Source organism: Leptolyngbya sp. AN10, from assembly GCF_050565645.1.
Taxonomy (GTDB): domain Bacteria; phylum Cyanobacteriota; class Cyanobacteriia; order Leptolyngbyales; family Leptolyngbyaceae; genus Leptolyngbya.
This window is the reverse complement of record NZ_JBNXVP010000003.1, coordinates 322401-341525: the sequence shown is the minus strand read 5'-3', so window position 1 is coordinate 341525 and position 19125 is coordinate 322401. Positions and strand designations below refer to the sequence as shown.

At 46.9% G+C, this 19125-nt stretch carries 4 protein-coding genes; 1 reads left to right on the top strand and 3 read right to left on the bottom strand.

The annotated features are described in order from the left end of the window. Positions 1-398 precede the first annotated feature (398 nt). A complete protein-coding gene (locus ACQ4M5_RS06325; RefSeq protein WP_430674768.1) occupies positions 399-1784 on the top strand; it encodes an MATE family efflux transporter in 1386 nt (461 codons plus the stop codon). Here the strand turns inward: ACQ4M5_RS06325 and ACQ4M5_RS06320 are convergent. The 3 genes from ACQ4M5_RS06320 to ACQ4M5_RS06310 form a co-directional block, all read right to left on the bottom strand. Next, entirely contained in the window at positions 1768-15882 is a 14115-nt protein-coding gene (locus ACQ4M5_RS06320) for a DUF4347 domain-containing protein (RefSeq protein ID WP_430674767.1), read from the bottom strand. The two genes, ACQ4M5_RS06325 and ACQ4M5_RS06320, sit on opposite strands and share 17 nt — an antisense overlap. Positions 15883-16220: 338 nt before the next feature. Next, positions 16221-17015: a peptidyl-prolyl cis-trans isomerase gene (locus ACQ4M5_RS06315; protein WP_430674766.1), complete on the bottom strand. Its 795-nt coding sequence runs from the start codon at positions 17013-17015 to the stop codon at positions 16221-16223. A gap of 176 nt (positions 17016-17191) precedes the next feature. After that, positions 17192-18442 (bottom strand): Lpg1974 family pore-forming outer membrane protein, encoded by a 1251-nt coding sequence (locus tag ACQ4M5_RS06310; protein WP_430674765.1) that lies wholly within the window; start codon positions 18440-18442, stop codon positions 17192-17194. Between the last annotated feature and the right edge of the window lie 683 nt (positions 18443-19125).

Below are 19125 nucleotides of genomic sequence, written 5' to 3'. Positions count from 1 at the left end.
TTCAGGCTTAGAGGGTGTTTGAGAAGGATAAAAAGCGGCTTTGCTGCGTTGCAAGTTCGCCCGGAAATGAATCTCCGGGCTAATGGAGGAAACCCCGCTGAAGCGGGCTAAGAGAGTCATACGGAGTTCTTAGCCCAGTTTAGTGGGCTTCCCCCGATCAGCCCGGAGATTCATTTCCGGGCGGGTGAATGCGATAAACGATAACTTCTCAAACATCCTCTTATTCATGGTTGATGCTGCTTCTGAGGTTATTAGCCGATTTTCGTTGGTGTCACTGCTTCATCTCTCAGAAGGAACTTTGTTTCTGGTTGGATCAATCTTTTTTATGCCGAATGAGAAAGGAAGTTCGATCAAATAAACGCTAGGTTAGAAAGTCAGGGAATCGAGGAAGGTAAACAATGGTGATGGCTCTGATCCGTAATCTACGGATTCAAACTGAAATTAGAGAGTTTTTGAAATTGGCGGTTCCGCTGGCGAGTGCTCAAGTTGCTCAATCGGCAACCGGATTCGCAGACACAATCATGATGGGGAGAATGGGAGTCGATGTTTTAGCAGGAGGTGGACTGGCATCGATTATCTATCTGTCGATTATGGTAACTACGAGCAGCATGGTCATGGGTGTGAGTCCTTTGATTGCAGAAGCATTTGGAGCAGGGCAACAGACGCGGATTCAGCAGATTGCACGTCAGGGACTTTGGTTGGCGCTGATCGTGACCATTCCGATGATGATCGTGACAGGACATCTCGATCGATGGATGATTCATACGGGGCAAACAGAAACGACGATTCGGCTTGCCAATACTTATCTCGATATTATGCTGTGGGGATTGTTTCCGGCAGTCGGATTTGCAGCATTACGCGCAACGGTTTCCGCGCTCTCTCAAGCACGTCCGATCATGATTATTGTGATCACTGGAACTGCATTTAACATTGTTTGGAACTATATCTTGGGGTTTGGGAAGTTTGGCTTTCCGCAGATGGGACTTGCAGGATTAGCAGTAGCAAGTGTACTCGCACTGTGGGGAATGTTCCTTGCATTGGCGTTGTATATCTTCCTGCATCCGAAGCTGAGGAACTATCGCATCTTTCAAAATTTGCATCAAATCCGCCCCAAGATCCTTCGAGAAGTTGCCTGGGTTGGAGTGCCGATCGGGATTTTTGCAGGACTGGAAACCGGATTTTTCATGGTGATTATGCTTTGGATGGGAACGCTTGGAACCGCAGCTTTGGCAGCCCATCAAATTGTGTTTCAAACGCTGACCGTGATCTTTATGATTCCGCTGGGAATTTCTTTTGCGACTACGGTAAGAGTGGGACAATGGTTGGGACGGAAAGACATTCTCGGTATTCGGCAAGCTGCTGGAGTCAGTTTGGGTTTGACTACGATCGTAATGTTGGGAATGTCGATCGTATTCCTCGTATTTCCGAAGCAAATCATCGGCATCTACTTAAATGTGCAAAATCCGAACAATGCAGAGATTGTGTCTTTGGCGTTGCCGCTCTTGTTTATTGCTGCGATCGCTCAAGTGCTAGATGGCTTGCAAAAAGCAGTTTATGGCTGTCTACAAGGCTTACAAGACACTCGAATTCCAATGCTTCTAAACGTTCTTGGCTTTTGGGGTGTGGGCTTGTCGATCGGATATCTATTGAGCTTTCAACTGGGAATGGGAAGCCAGGGATTGTGGATCGGGCAATCGATCGCGATCGCAGTCGTGGCTGTCTTATTCACTGGGCGATTTTTGAGATTGATCGCCCAGCGAAAAGCGCTTAATCCGGGAAGTTGATTTGCAGATCTCCATCGATCGATAAATCATTCTTTGATTGATCGAGTTCGATGATGGTTCTTTGGAAGGTTGGACTCAGCAAGTTTTGTAGAAGTGTCCGAATCGTTGGATTAATGACAATTAGATCTGCTGCACTTGGGTTGGTGGTACGAACAACATTTGTTCCTGTACCGCCATCGAGTCCATCATTTTCCTCACCACCAAACAGGTAGTCATTACCCTCATCGCCCCCAATCCGATCAATGCCTCTCAAACCAAAGAGAATGTCATTGCCATCGCCACCCAGAATTGTATCTTCGGCAAGTTGCGTCAGTGCAGAACCGGGAGTCCGATAGATGAAATTGTATTGATGCGGCATGACCTGAAGGAAATTGTATTCTTCATCGCCATAATCAAAGAAGCTCTTATTCAATTCAAAGTTCAGATCGAGTTGGCGATTGATGACTGGGAGCATCATGGTGATATTGTCACCGACCATGATATCGTCACCACGATCGCCATTCATTCGATCGTTACCCGTAATCAAGGTGTGAGAATGATTTGCGCTCGGATAGTTAATTCCGTGAGTCGTCGTGTTAAGGTCACGAATAAAGACCTTCGCATCCTCAGACAAGAGTTCTAAATCTCGCTGGAGTTGAACCCGTTCAGCATTCGTTTGCGGTGCTCGATCGACTAATGGCAGAATCAAGTTACTGTAACCCGCAACCATCAGATCGTTACCTTCTCCACCGCTCATCTCATCATTACCAACCTTCAGATTGAACTGACGCAAATCGGCTCGTGCAGGTTTATCTGCTCCGATCAGTGAATAGTTCCAGAATGATCCTCGAACATAGTTCGGATTACGGAAGATCGGTTCGAGAATCAGTGAATCATCTGCGAACAGTTTGTCATCTCCACCGCCACCGCTCACGATATCGTTACCGATCGCGAATGTGTAAGGCTGAGTCGTTGTTCCTCCAAGTGGAGCAGAAACAGCATTCACAGTTGTATTAAACGCGGTCAGAACTTGCTGTAAGTCAAGAAGCTGCTGGCTTAGAGTTGCCGCATCAGATGGAGACTTCACAACCATTCCGCTTAAGACAACTCCGTTATCGCTCATGACTAAATCGCGATCGTCACCGCCATCAATGACATCACTACCGACGGTGAGTTCTTGCGGTTGTGCTCCACTTCGACCCGTGATCGCGAGTTCTAAGCTCTGCAAGTCATACATCAAGTGATACAGCGATCGAGTCATCAAATCAAAGCCTTGGTCGATCGAGCTAATTCCAGTTCTTAATGGAACCGTATTCATGTAGTGATCGCCAACGACCGTATCGAAACCAGCACCCGCTACGATCGTATCGTTACCTGCTAAGAGATCTAGATGATCAACGGCATTCGGAATCACTGAAACAAAGGGCTTCAATGTGTTGCCATTTGCACGTCGCAGCACATCAATGATTGGAGTCGGTGAATTATCCCGCTTGAGAGACTGCGATCGCGTTAAAGTTGGCAGCAATCCATAGAACGGCTTCGGAGTCAGCGTCATATTCGGAGTGACAATTGTTCCAAACAGTCCTAACTCTAAGTTCAGATTCACCGATTGTTCGATCAAGTGAATACCACGAGTCACAGTCGGAAGCTCTGCATTAAATGGCATCAGATTGACCGTATCATCACCAATAATGAAGTCATCGCCGCTTTGATCATCAATGCGATCGTTGCCTGCATTTCCTTCGATGTAGTCGTTTCCGAATCCACCTTGAATCACATCATTGCCGCGCTGACCGAAGATAGAATCTTCTCCGTTACCGCCATCCAGTGCATCATTGCCATCTGCAAACAGAGACACTTGATAAGTCGATAACTTCCACTGACCTGCTTCTAGAACTTTGTTACCTGCCGCATCATATTCACCTGCAAGCAAGAGCAAATCGGGATTCTGGAACTGTTCAGGCTGTGTTCCGTTCACAATTCCCATCAGTCCACCCACATCAGTCAGAATCACATCTCGATGCCATGAACCATTCAAATTCACTCTCGCTGTACCATCAGGATTGTAGTCACGGGAAATGAGACCAACATCGCCCAAGATCGTATCCTGACCGTCGCTGCCTGTAATAAAGTCATTTCCAAGCTGACCGTATAGCTCATCATCGCCTGCACCGCCATCAATGCGATCGTCTCCGCGTTGTCCTTGAATGATGTCATCTCCAGAACCGCCGCTCATCGTGTCATTACCACCAATACGATCGACATCATCAAATCGAGTCACATCGCGAATCACACTATTAAACGGTGCAACATATCGCTGCCAAGTACCATTGACCAATCGACGAGTGATCGTGCCATTGTCCCCGATCATCACATCAGCCGCCGCGCCACCATCCATCCGATCGTCACCATCTGCGCCGCCGATCACATTGTGACCGCCGATCATATCGTCTTCGCCCTCATTGCCGTTTAGATCATCATTGCCTTGCTGACCGAGCAGAATATCATCGCCTTGATCGCCGTAGAGCGTATCATTCCCGCCACCCTCAGAGGCTTGAGTATTGATCGAAATGTAATTGCGATCGCGTTGTAGTGCTTGGTAAACAATGCCATGATCACCCATTAATAAGTCATCAGATGCAATAGCATTATCAGATGTAGCGCTCAATCGTTCACTAAAGAAAGCAGCATCTTTAACATTGATTCCGTCCATCATCCAGATCGACGCATCCCCACTGCGCTCACGCCAGAAGATGTCTACTTTGCCATCTTTATCCAAATCTCCAACGCTCTGGATTGACCAATTTAATGGAATGCTCGGAATCAATGAACCATTGATCACATTCTTGCCGTCCATTAACCAGACTGCGACACCCCCTTGGAACTGTTCGCGCCAGATTAAATCAACCTTGCCATCATTGTTCAAGTCGCCCACTTTCTCGATCGTCCAATTGAGCGGAATGCTTGGAACCAGTGAACCATCAATGACGTTCTTACCATCCATTAACCAGACAGCAACGCCCCCTTGAATTTGATCACGCCAGATTAAATCAACCTTGCCATCATTGTTCAAATCACCCACTTTCTCGATCGTCCAGTTAATTGGAACAGTGGAAACGAGTGAACCATCAATAACGTTCTTACCATCCATCAACCAGACAACGACACCGCCTTGGAACCGTTCACGCCAGATTAAATCTGCTTTACCATCATTGTTCAAATCACCGATATGTGCGATCGACCAGTTGAGCGGAATACTTGGCACGAGTGAACCATCAATGACATTCTTACCATCCATTAACCAGACTGCAACGCCGCCTTGGAACTGTTCGCGCCAGATTAAATCCGCTTTGCCATCATTGTTCAGGTCTTGAATTCCAGCGATCGACCAGTTGAGCGGAATGCTCGGCACTAATGAGCCATCGATCGCACGCCTTCCATCCATCAGCCAGACCGCAACGCCACCTTGAACTTGATCCCGCCAGATGAGATCCGACTTGCCATCATTGTTTAGATCTTGAACGCCTTCGATCGTCCAATTCAACGGTATACCCGGAGCCACGATCGCAACATCCAGCACTGTCTTACCGTTCATCAACCAGACTGCAACATCACCGCGAATTCGATTGCGCCAGACGAAATCTTCTCGTCCATCGTTATTAAAATCACCTTGACCTGCGATCGACCATTCTCCAGATGCCAGAATGTTCGGATCAATGCCGTTATCTCCCGCGATAAAATCTTCACCCGTACCGCCCAGTAGTTGATCTTCGCCTGTACCCCCAAAGAGGATGTCATTTCCGCCCAAGTTCGGATCAGTTGTAGTAACGATGTCCAGGGTTGATAAATCACTATCGGCAGCAATCATTTGATCGCCTGCGAATGCAAAGTCAAATCGACCGTTATCTCCTAGGATGCGATCGTTGCCTGCATCTCCGTAGAGACGATCCTGAGCAAATCCACCCAGAATCAGATCAACTCCATCTCCACCAAAGATAGTGTCATCGCCACCAAGTTCTGGAGAGGTGCTAGTAAATAGACGAATCTTGTTAGTCTCTAAGATGATTTGCGCGTTATCACCTGCCAGAACATCGTTTCCAGCATCTCCAGTGACACGATCGTTACCTGCTCCCGCAATGATAATATCGTCCTCTTCATTGCCTGAGATGAGGTCATCTCCGCCAACTTCTGGGGAAAGAACCTCGATCGTATCTAACGTGTTCGGATTCTGGTCGCTCAGATAAGCAAGAACACCGTTATCACCCAGAATGATATCTTCGCCTGTGTTGCCTTGAATCACATCATTTCCAGATCCGCCGAGAATACGATCGTCGCCCTCATTCCCTTCGATCGTATCATTGCCACCAATCTCAGAATCAGTCGTCGTGATGTTGGTTAGAACATTGTTCCCGTTCACCACTTGATAAGGCAGGATTCCATTGTCACCGAGAATGATGTCGTCTCCGGTGTTGCCTTGAATCACATCATTTCCGGAACCGCCGAGAATACGATCGTCGCCTTCATTTCCTTCGATCGTATCATCGCCACCAATCTCAGAATCAGTCGTCGTGATGTTGGTTAGAACATTGTTACCGTTCACCACTTGATAAGGCAGGATTCCATTGTCGCCGAGAATGATGTCGTCTCCGGTGTTTCCTTCAATCACATCATTTCCTGAACCGCCGAGAATGCGATCGTTGTCTTCATCACCACTAATCACATCATTGCCACCAAGCTCTGGTGAGTCTGTCTGAATCGTGGTAAGAATCGGTGTGTTTTGCTCGATTCTATAGCTCAAAGATCCAGTGTCACCGAGAATGATATCTTCGCCTGCGTTGCCTTGAATCTCATCGTCGCCCGCACCACCGAGAATACGATCGTTGTCTTCATCACCACTAATCACATCATTGCCGCCAATCTCTGAAGCGAACGTGAACACAAAATCACGCAGTCCATCGTCCTCTTCAACTCCGTAGTACACGATACCGTTATCACCCAGAATCGTGTCTTGTCCGAGGTTGCCTGTGATCACATCATCACCCGCACCACCGAGAATATGATCGTCTCCGTCATCTCCGGCAATAACATCATTGCCCTCTACTTCAAGAGCATTGCTGAGAATGAATTCGCGTTCTGGCTGGTCTGGAATGTAAGCGAACTCACCATTGTCACCGAAGATATCATCATTGCCAGCATTGCCTTGAATGTTATCATCGCCCGCACCACCGAGAATACGATCGTCCTCTTCATTACCTTGAATGACATCATTTCCGCCTAGCTCTTGGCTTTCTGAGCTGATTAAATCAATCTCGTTGGTGTTGCCATCGATGTTAACGAGACCATGATCCCCAAACAAGATATCTTCACCAAGATTTCCGAAGAGAGTATCATTTTCTGCACCACCAAAAATAAGATCATCGCCTTCGTTACCTGCGATCGTGTCATTTCCACCTAAGCTTGTATCGCTGGTTCTAATTGCGATCGAGCTATTGTTATTTGCAAGATAGTCGAGAATGCCGTTATCACCCAAGATCACATCGTCGCCCGTATTGCCTGTGATCTCATCATTTCCAAATCCGCCAAAAATGACATCATTGCCCTCATTTCCTTCGATCGTGTCATCGCCTCCTTGATCTGGGAGAAGTGACTCAATTCTTTCAATGACCTCTGAACTGTTGCGGGTGATAGAGCCATGATCACCTATTACAATGTCATCACCTTCACCCCCTAGCAGTACATCACCCCCTACACCGGGTTGATCTGTACCGCCTGCGCCCCCAATGATAATGTCATCGCCCAGTCCACCTGCGATCGTATCAGTACCACCCTCTTCTGCATCGGTTGAATAGATATCATTCGCTCTTCGGCTACCATCTGCAAAGACAACCACACCGTTATCACCCAGGAGAATATCATTGATGTTCTCGGTACTTACTTCGATCGTATCGTTGCCTGTACCCCCAAGAATAATTGCTGCACCTTCATCTCCTTTCAGCGTATCGTTACCGCCTGCGGTTGATTCAGCCGTTGCAACTCTTAGAATCGTTCCATTTGCTAAAGTAACTCGCGCTCCATCTCCGACCAGAATATCTAAGCCTGCATTGCCATTGATTGTATCGTTTGCGGCTCCACCAATCAGAATGTCATCGCCATCATTGCCTGCGATCGTGTCATCGCCTCCTTGAGTAGACACACGAGTTTCAATGCTTTCAATGCTATTGGTTGCATTCCGAGTAATGTAACCGCTGTCACCGATCACGATATCAATACCTTCGTTACCGGATAGCTGGTCGCTTCCTGCACCGCCCACAATCACATCATTGCCTAAACCGCCTGTGATTGTATCTTGACCTCCAATGCTTTCATCAGTCGAGAAAATATCATTCGCTTCTGGGCTACCGTCTGCTCGAACAACCGCGCCATTGTCACCAAGCAGAATGTCGATCGCATCATCGGTTCCACCTACGATCGTATCGTCACCAGAGCCACCCAGAATTACATCGGCATTATCATTACCGGATAACGTATCATTGCCGCCACTATTTGCACTTGTGGTCTGAATTCGCGTGACTGCACCTGCTTGAGTGCGTGTGACTTGACCGTTATCACCGAGTAAGATATCTTCACCTAAATCACCTGAAATCGTATCGTTACCATCGCCACCGAGAAGAATATCATTACCACCGCTGCCCGTGATTGTGTCTGCACCACCGGAACCTGCGATCGCACGAATTTGGGTTGCACTCCAGCTACCTTCATCCCCAACAATGATGTCATCGCCACTGATTCCATCGGCATCACCAATCAGGTTATCTGCACCGCCACCCCCAAAGATAATGTCATTACCAACACCGCCAAAAACCGTATCATTTCCAGTGCCGCCAGCGGTTTCGATCGTGCTCATTTGTGCGATCGAGATGACCGCTTGACCCGTACTATTCAGCACACGAGCATCATCGCCCAAGACAATATCATTACCTTCTGCGGCAGTAATCGTATCATTGCCATCTGCGCCACCTTCAGGCAGATAGGTTGAAGAACCACCCACAACTAGATCATTACCAATACCAGCATTGATAATGTCGCTCCCTGCTCCCCCTTCAAGATAGTCATCTCCTTCTTGAGAGCGTAAGGTATCTGTGCCTTGACCGCCGAACAGTGCATCATTACCTGCTGCACCTTCGATCAAGTCATCGCCCCCTTGACCGAACATGACATCATTGCCCTCTGCACCATAGAGCTTATCGGCTCCCGCTCCACCAATCAGAGTGACTGTACCGTTGTTCGCGATCGAGCCATGATCACCGATCACGATATCATTGCCCGCTTCTCCGTACAGTTCATCACTGCCATCTAAAGTTCCGGCAGTTGCAGTACTGCTACCTCCGATTAGCCGATCGCCACCACTACCAGCCCAGAGTTTATCGCTACCTGTACCGCCTTCTAGATAGTCATTTCCGCTACCTGCTTTTAGCTGATCATCACCATCATCACCGAACAGTTGATTGTTACCTGTGAGATCTTCGATCGTATCGTTGCCACTACCACCTCGCATTACATCATCGCCATCTTGAGCGGCATCTGGAGCAGTCGTGGAATCTCCGTACAGGGCATCATCTCCCGCCTCTCCGAAGAGTTGATCTGCACCTGCACCCCCTTCGATCAAGTCATTATCATCGCCACCGCGTAAGGTATCATTGCCACGCCCCCCGAAGAGGATATCCAGACCTGCACCGCCTGTGATTTCATCGTCTCCAGCATCACCTCGAATGTTATCGTTACCCGCTCCACCATCGAGAATATCTTTGAATGCGATCGCGCTATCATTCGAGCCTGTATCACCAGAAAGATTGTCGTTGCCTGCTCCACCTCGCAGCGTATCTTCACCTGCTCCGCCAATTAATTGATCGTTTCCGTCCTCACCTTCGATCGTGTCGTTGCCTGCACCGCCCGTAAGTTGATCATTACCTAAACCGCCAAAGATACTATCGTTGCCAGAACCGCCTCTAAGTCGATCAGTTCCGTCACCGCCTCTGAGTGTGGCGTTCACTGTGACTGAATCATCTAGCAGAATGGCATCATTACCTGCTCCACCATTCCCTTCGATCGAAGTTACGCCGCTGTAAACTTGTGTATGACCTGCAAAGGTCACTTCAATCTTGCCGGGTTCAAGCTGCTTTAAGGTGAAGTTCTCATCGCCATCCGTTTGACCTTCACCACGTCGTGAAGCTCGATCGCCCATGTTCAGTTTCAACACACCATTTTCGACTTCTGCCAGAATCGGCGGTTTTGCTCGCTCTTCACAACTCAGGTTGAAGTCGAATAAGGTGACATCCACGATCGTAATGTCAGCTTCAAACAAGGTGATAAAGCCGAAGAGGAAGGTATCAATTCCAATTCGTCCGTAAGCTCGAAGGAAGGCATTCAGAGAGCCAGACAGATCAAAGACACACTCGATCGGGGTTGAGAGCAATTCATCGAGATAGACTTTGCCATCATCATTTGGATCGTTCCAGTTTGCGCCAATGTTTGCCCGGATGCCGCCTTCGACTCCCGCTTGAGCAACAACGGCGGACAGTGAAGCACCTGCGGTAAAGGTTGCAAATAGAGAGACTTCTGCAATATCTGTACCACTAAATACATTTGCTCGATCGCCAAAATAGAAGCCGTTGAGGAAGTTTCCTTGCTGAATGCCACGAGTGTCAAAGCCGATCGAGAAGTTGGCGGCAATTCCTAAGCTTCCTCCAATGTTGGCGAACAATGGAATCGGTGGAATCAGCGGACCAAAGCTTTGAGAGAAGGAGAGTTCTGCTTTGAGTTCTGGAATCTTCCAGGTGACGAGATCTACGGTTTTTCCAGTGAATAGACCTAGAACATTTGCGGGATTGCTCAAGAGTGGGAAGTCAAGACCGATCTGGCGAAGTCTACCAAACAATCCTTTGAGTTTGTCGATCGCTCCAGGCGTACCCGTACCTGTGCCCGTCGTCCCTCGATTGAGGCGATTGAGTGAATCATCAACACTAGACACTCCACCTCTGAAGCTGCCGCTGTTGAGTTCGATTTCACCTGGTTTTCGTAAGTCTTGAGTGAAGTCGAAGTCACCGAAATTGATAAAGATATTGCCTTCGGTTTCGGCGGATTCTTGGATAAAGGAATCAATCGATCGAACAATTTCTAACCATTTCGCGATCGTATTTCCGCCCCGACCAAAGAGCCGAATTGCATCAATAAAGGTGACAGGTCCACGCCCCACCATTTTCGATAGATCAGAGATTCCCGGAAGCTCTTTCTCCATCAGATCCAACACGGGGCGAATTGGCTTCAAATAATCATTCACGTTCTGAAGCAATGGCTTAATTGCGCGGGTCATAAAGTCGCCCAAATCTAAGCCCAAATTGTTTAGAGATACGATCGGTGCTTTGGATTCACCTGTACCAGCAGCGGCTCCAAATCCTTTCTCGAATGACCATTCAACAAAGAGATCCGCACTGATTTTTGGTAAAGGACTATCCGCCTGACCAACACCCGCTTGCAGATTGAGTGAAACAACAGCACTCGTGTTCAATGTTGCTGCAACTTTAACTCCTCGTAGTTCTGACAGCAGCAACTTACCATCATCATTCGGATCAACCAGATCAAATCCAATTTCACCATTGATCCCGGTTTGGAATTCATCGGTTTTATCACCGTCTCGGTTATAGTCTTTGTCGTCAGCAGCTTCGCTCAGGAATTTGTTAGTCGCAGCAACATTCAAGACGAAGAGATCAGCCGAGATTGTAGTTCCATTCTTCAGGTTGACTCCGAGATCGAACTTAAAGTCGGCTTCGTTTTGGGGGACTCTCAAGAAGAAACCGTCTGTCAGATTGATGCCAAATCCAAGTTGTAGTTCATAGCCGAGAGATAGTTCAACGCCACCTGATGTTTTGAAGTCAAAGACAAAGGCTTCTAAACCAAGATCAAAATCTGTTTCAAAGGTGCTTGTTCCACCGATGCGGAAATCGATCGTTAATTCTCCAGTGTTGATGTCTACGGATACAGCGACATCTTTGAAGTCGATCGCGCCATCATTGTTATCGTCCGTGAGAATGAGAATGCCCAGCGGATTGAGATTGTCGTAAATGATTTTCTGAATGGCTTCTTCAATCTGAGTCGGTCCGGTTTGAACAAATTCGCGCAGTGGAGCCAGGAACTCTTCGCGCAAGTCTTTGATAAATGAACCTGCACCACCAAGATCGAGATTTTTTCCAACGATCGGTAATCGCGTCAGGACATCGCCTTCAAGCCCTTTCTGCAACACCGCTAAGAAGAGATCAATTCCAGTTAACAGTGTGTTTAAGTCCAGCTTGCCTGTTGAAAGACTGTTCAGAAGTCCACTGGTTTCGAGTTTGAAAGTACTAAAATCTTTGAGGTCAGGAACTTCAGCAATGACCTCACCAACTTCTACACCTACAAGCGCGATCGGTAAATTTACATCAATTCTGCCTTCGGTCGTGAACTCAATACTATTGAGTCCTAATTCCGAGAATAGAATCTTGCCATCGCTGTTGGGATCTTTTAACCCGACTTTGAATTTCGCAGGATCATTACCATCTTGCAGTGAAAGCGTTCCTTCACCGTTGCCTAAACTTGCCTCAACGCCGCCAATTCCAACCGTTGCACCAAAGTTAGCAACATTGAATTTGGCATACAATTCCAGTCCAGTCGAAGCTTGAATAAACGGTTGAACAAACGGAGAAGTCGTGAGAAATTCTAAGCCAAATCCAAGACTCAAACTCGCGCCCAAGAACATATCAATCTTTCCTTCGGTGCGGAAGTCGATCGGAATTGATACGCCTTGATCCTCTAAGGAGAAGTTGAGGGGAATGTCTGTCTTCTGGAATTGAGCAATGTCATAGTCAAAGCCAAAGAGCAGTTCTCCATCGTCACTAAACGACAATGAGAATCTTTGAGGAACCGCTTTCGAGAAGTCTGCTAAAACTGTATTCAGCGTGTTGAGATCATTAGTCGATAAGCTACTAGACAGCGTTTTAATCGCAGCTTTCAATCCATTAAACGCTTGCGTCATTGTGAATGGATTGCTTTGACTGATCCCTTGATTCATCAGTGCCAAAGCATCTTCTAGCTCAGAGGTATCTACTCCTGTTAAAGCGTCGATCGCAGTATTTAAATCATCACGAACATCTGTAACGGCAACTCCAAATTCTGGAAAATCAAAGCCAAATGCTTCAAAGATAAACTTCGCGATCGTTTGTGCGGAGGGAATCTCTGCTACGAATCCGTTAAATGCAGCTTTGATTGCTGTTTTATCGACTGTGGTTGGCAAGCTGTTTAACAGTCGGCGAACTTCTCCCATCTGGCTAATGACTGGAGCGGGAATTTCTCCCAAAGCATCGACACCAGTTGGGATTCTTTGAATTGCGGCTTCTAATCGACTTAGAGCTTGAGATAGTCGATCGCTTTCGTTCTCAGAAAGTGAGTTTGTAAAATCTGGTTTGGCTAGTTCTGTCCGAATTGCAGTGATTTTAGTAGACAGTAGCGATTTAATACCTTCGAGCTTATCCTTAATTTCGCCGTAAGCTTGCTGAATCGGGTCAAGGAAGCCTAGTAATTCATTCAACGATTGATTAACTAATGGCAGCTTTGTATTGAGTGCTTTAACATCTTCATCGAGCAGGAAATCGATCGCTTTACCGACCAGTCTCAACACATCTTTGGCTGAGAAATTCTTGAAGCGATCGACAATTTCATTAAATCCTTGAGCAGTCGCAGTCGTATCGAGCGTTTTTGCTAATGGATCAAGCGTGAATCCAAGTTCGAGTTGGGGCTGTGTTCCGAGTTCTAGACCAAAATCGGATAGTCCTTCAATTGCGATCGGTAAAATTACATTGCCTGATACGGTGAAGCTTGGATCAACGATCGCGCTTAAGGAACCCGCATTGTTCAGCAAATCGTTTAACGTAATTCCTAAATCATTTGCGGTTGGATCTTTTAGACCCATCGAAGCATCTAACCCTAAAGATGCCGTTCCATTCGCAATTCCAATTTCTAGAATCGAGATCGCTGCGGAGAGATTGATGTCATCAGCACTAATGGTTGCATCTGCAAAAATGCGACTGTTTGAGGTGAAGAACAATCGCTCACTAAAGCCTGCTCCATTTCCTGGTAAATCGAGACTGATTCCGATTCCTAACTCAAAGCCTGCATTCGCGCTAAATTTGCCCGTTGCACCTCCCGCAAGATTCAAAGTCGCGATCGAAAGATCGATGTCTTTGCTAAAGTCGAATTCGACGGTTTTTTCAAATTCTGCGCTCTTCTCAATGTTGAACGTGATCGCGTTCTTTGCAGCATCATATTTCGCATCAATGCCCGCTTTGTCCAATCCTGTTAATCGAACAAGTTCATCAACTAGCTCCTGAATCGTGTTGAACTCAGAGAATCCGCTGGTGAGATCATCAATAATCTGGGTGAAATCAACAACAGTATCAATGCCTTCTTTGAGGAACGGAATGCCCCCCTCTGGATTTAATCCTGCTGAAATGTTTTGCAGTGCGCCGCCGATTTGCCGAATTAGACTTACTACATCGGCAGGAGTAAGCTGCTTGAACTTCAGAAGTTCGGCAAAGTTCTGAACATTAACGCTTGGCAGGTCGCCTGTGAATACGTTCGCGTCGGAGATTGTAAGAGTCGGTGTTCCTGCGATCGACAATCCTGCAAACTGGGCTGAAATCGGAAGATTAACGTTTAACGTACCTGTAGGCGTGAGTGCTACAAGGGTTGTAATTGACGTTTCCTGCAATTCATCCAGCGTCAACTTACTGTCAGCATTTGGATCGTTGAAGTCTACATCAAGATTGGCATTCAGAGACAAACTGCCATTATTTATCGCTGCACCAAGGAAGCCAACTTCTAAGCCAACATTCAGATTATTTGCTTGTGCGATCGCGCTTGCAGAAAGTTCATTGAATTTGACGTAGAACGCTTCTGAAGGCGCTAATCCACTCGTCATGTCATAGCCAAACGTAAAATCAAAGACAACCTTTCCAGTCAAATTAACTGAGGTCGAGCCATCTAGCTTCACGCCAAAATCAGTCGTCGCTTGCTCTCCCAAATCGAAATCAGCCGCGATCGTGCGAGTTGCTTCAAACTTCAAACTAAAGCTCAAATCTCTGCCTAATAGGGCACTTGCAATCGAATTCGGATCGAGCGTGAATGTGAGATCTCCAACGGTTGCACTCAGTGTTCTAATGCGATTGGTCAGTTCATCAACGGTTGGAGTCGCATCTGTATCCAGATAGTTCACCAGCGGATCGACTAACTGATTTTTGAGCAAGGAACTAATATCGATTACTTCTGCGATCGATTCACCCACAACCGGGATCTTTCCGGTGAATGCTGAGAGGGTTTCAACGCGATCGCTCCAGATTGCAAACTGCTGCAATCCGGTCTTAAGTCCTTGCACAACATCTGATGAAATTGCCGCCAGAGTTGAATCGTAAATTGCATTAGCGTCGATCGCTAATTTTGCAGCAATGTCTCCAGTGCTAACCTCAAGCGTCCAATCTCCGTTAGAACTACCAGTCAGATCATCTGAAGCGGCGATGTCTGCTCCAATAATTTGGCTCAACCGCTGAATGAATAAGCTTCCCTGTGATCCCAACGCAGCATTACACGCATAGAGCAGAACATCCGCATCAGGAGCCAACGCATTCTGCCAGCTTGTTAACTGTGCAGAATATCGATCGAGCGTTTCGAGATTCAGTTCAGTTGATCCAAGCTGCAACAATCCTGCATTTCCATGTGAGATGATGTGCAGCGCTTCAAGGCTCTGATATTGAGTCAGAATGCTACTAATTTGATCGATACCGTTCTGAGAAGGATCGAGAATGATCACTTCTTGATCTGAGTTGATCGCTTTTAGGAGTTGTTCATCGGTTGCGAATGCACCATCGACGATCACCAGCGATCGAGGTTCAGCAGATGAACGATACGATCGAGCAAACTGCCCAGAGACAAGAGTGCTACTCAGTGGAATGCTCAAAGGAGAAGGTTGATTCGATCCTAATAAGCTTTGTTCTGCTAACAATGAGGATTGCAAGCGATTTGCTCGATTGAGTTCCACGACGTATACTCCTGTATCTCTGGGAAAATTGAATAAAGCCAAATTTTGAACACGCGAAAGCTGTGCCTCTGAGAGATCAATTGATGCTCAGAGGGTGTTTGAGAAGCATAAAAAGCGGCTTTGCTGCGTTGCGAGTTCGCCCGGAGATCAATCTCCGGGCTAATGGAAGAAACCCCGCTGAAGCGGGCTAAGAGCGTAATTCGGAGTTCTTAGCCCGCTTCAGCGGGCTTCCCCTGATTAGCCCGGAGATTCATTTCCGGGCGGGTGAATGCGATCAACGATTACTTCTCAAACACCCTCTCAGAGGTCACACAAATCAGAATTCAAGAAACAAAATTCTATGCAGCAGCAAGCACAGAAGGAGTTTCAGTCGATGCACCCAACTTCACATTCACTTCCTGCGCCTTCTCGACCAACCACTGTTGGAACAATCGATCTTCGAGAGATTTTTGAATCGCTCCTTCAAGCGTTGCAGGCAAGAATTGTTCTACTCGGAACACACACCAGCGTTGCTCCATGTGGAGAGGTTCAACTAACTCACCCACCCTTGCATTGCGTAAGGTTCCTCGCACGTCTTCAGGCAGTTGACCAAACCGAATTGCACTCTTCATCACACTGACTTTGAGCGGATCGGCGATCGTATATTCGCTCACCACTCGATCGAAGTCTTGACTGGTTGAAACTTGGGCTTTGAACTGATGCGCGTGAGCTTCTTCGGCAAATACAATACAGGTCACTTCGACTTGATCTAACAGAGATCTCTGCTCATCAAATAAGGCTTGTAAATTCGGGGCAGCAATCTTTGATTTGAGCTTTTCTAGCTTCAGATTCAAAATAATCCGATTCTGAAACAAATCATAGTTCATGCCTTGACTGTCCAACCATTGCTGAAAAGTGGTTGCATCCATTAATTTTTGCTGCACTCGAACTTCGACCGCAGCTTGTTCAACTTCTGCTAACGTCACGTTTAGATCATCCCGCTGCTGAATCTCAGTAAAGATGATGTGCTGTTCAACAATGTCGCGAATCCAAGGAAGCAAGCGACCGGAAAGCTGGTAGTATCGCAGGACAGTTCCAAGCGATAGAGAAGCATTATCGATCGTTAACAAAGCTGTAGAATCAAAATCTGTCATGATGCTCTAGAAAAGTGAAGGGTAATTCGTAGCAATTCTTACTCAAGCGTTGTGCTGGAGAAGATATGGTTCGGGCAACTATGTCTAAAACTATACTGACTAATCCCTAAGTTGACTCGTAGTTTCACTGGTTTTTCACCACGCTCTATCTGTCATTGAGTAGCAATGCGGACAAACTAGAACTCAGACGAGATACCAAACAAAAAGAACAGTCCTTGCAAGCTCAAATCATTTTTGCTCTGGGTAAAGACACCTGGGCTGGCAGAGTCTACAAATCGAATCGAATCAGACACATTAAATAGATGTTGATACTCATAACCAATGCTGAAATTGAGATTCGATCGACGACCAATTTTCGGTTGCCAAGTCAATCCCAACGCTAGTTCCAATCCTGGAACCATTTGCTGGCGACTTCCCGGATCGAATCGAGCCACTAAATCAGTTCCATTGTTATCGGTCTCTTCGTAAAACGTAAACTTATTACCGAGCAAGAGCGATCCTGCACCCCGACCAAATAGTTTCAAATCAGAGGCAAGTTTCAGATCAAGCTGTGCACCCAACCGAGGACCAAACCCCGTAAATTCATTCCTGCTTCGTGCGATCGCTTGATTGAAATCTCGCCCGTTGTAAGCAACTGTCATTTCCTGCTCAACATCAGAAAATCTCACGCCGCTAAACAATCGCAATCCTAAACTTGGATTCACATTCAGCTTGTAAGCAACTTCCACATCTGTAGCGCGATAACCCAATCTAGCGGTGGCATCTGCGGTATTGGCTGAATCGTTTTGGAACGGATGCGTCAAAGTTGAAAAGAGAAATCCAGACGGCGATCGAGTTGCACTTTGTTGCCCTTCAGTCGTGAAGAACGCATGAGAAGCAGCAACTTCCCAGTTTGTATTCTCTGGACGGTAAGCTAAACCGACACGCAATGCAGGAACATCGTCATAGTTTACTCTCACGACTTCGCCACTCACTGCCAACGCAGCCGCCGGATCGAGGATGGCAAAGTCCATCAGATTGCTCGTTCTCGGTTGTAAAAATAACACTTCGGCTGAAAGTTCGATTTGCTGTCGAGTTGGTTCTGGTTTCGCTACGATCGCGCTATTTTGACCGGATGTTATTTGCTGTCGGAGTGTACTCAGTTCTTGCTCTAATTGTTGTTGTCTTTGCTCTAATTGACGTAATTTCTCTAGCAGTTCTTGTTCGCGGACGGAAGTGCCAGCGGGCGCTTGTACAGGTGCTTGTGTAAATGTAGGAACAGGCGGCATCGATTCAGGACGCGACACGGGAACGGGTGTGAGAGCCGATGCTTTGGCTTGAGATGTTTGGTCTTTAAGTAACTGCTGAGTTGTGATCGGTTCACCTGCGATCGCGGGAGTCGCCAGAGCGACCAATAGAGCAAGACAGCCGAAAGTGTAATGTTTCACAAGGGAACTCCACACGGTTGGGGGATTTGTGCAAGCCGCACTGATATCCACAAGTAGCGAATATCACAAGTGAACATTACAGGTTCTAGACCGAATCAGCATAAGCGATAACACCGAAAGATAAGCGCGATCGTAAATCCGGTTTCAGTAGAAGCAGTTACGGAAAATACTTAGAGTAAGAAAAATTAGAAAGAGTAATTTTTCTTGTGACTATTAGAAAGCGATGCAAAATGATTGGAACATAGCCCTAATGTTGATGAGGAACTGTCGCTGCGATGCAGTCCGCCCGGAGGTAAACGCTCCGGGCTAATGAGGGAAAGGATGCTGAAGCACCCTAAGAGGGTGTTTGAAAAGTATAGAAAGACTCTTCGCTGCAATTGCGTTCCGCCCGTGATTGGAAATCACGGTCTATCGGAGAAAGTCCACTAAAGGGGACTGAAAGCCAATCGTCATCTACTCTTCAGTCTGTTTCAACAGACTTTGTTCCGATAGCCCCGAATTCCATTCGAGGGGCGATTCAGGCGATGAACGATGACTTTTCAAACATCCTCTAAGAGTGCAATTTCAGCCCACTTCAGTGGGGTTCCCTCAATTAGCCCGGAGATTCATTTCCGGGCGAGTCTACGGATGAACAAATGCGCCAGAATTGACAAACCTTTTGAAGATTAACAGCCAGATTTTTT

Bases quoted from the DNA above. Each gene is read 5' to 3' on its own strand.
- ACQ4M5_RS06325 (WP_430674768.1), top strand. From the start codon at position 399: ATGGTGATGGCTCTGATCCGTAATCTACGGATTCAAACTGAAATTAGA.
- ACQ4M5_RS06315 (WP_430674766.1), bottom strand. From the start codon at position 17,015: ATGACAGATTTTGATTCTACAGCTTTGTTAACGATCGATAATGCTTCT.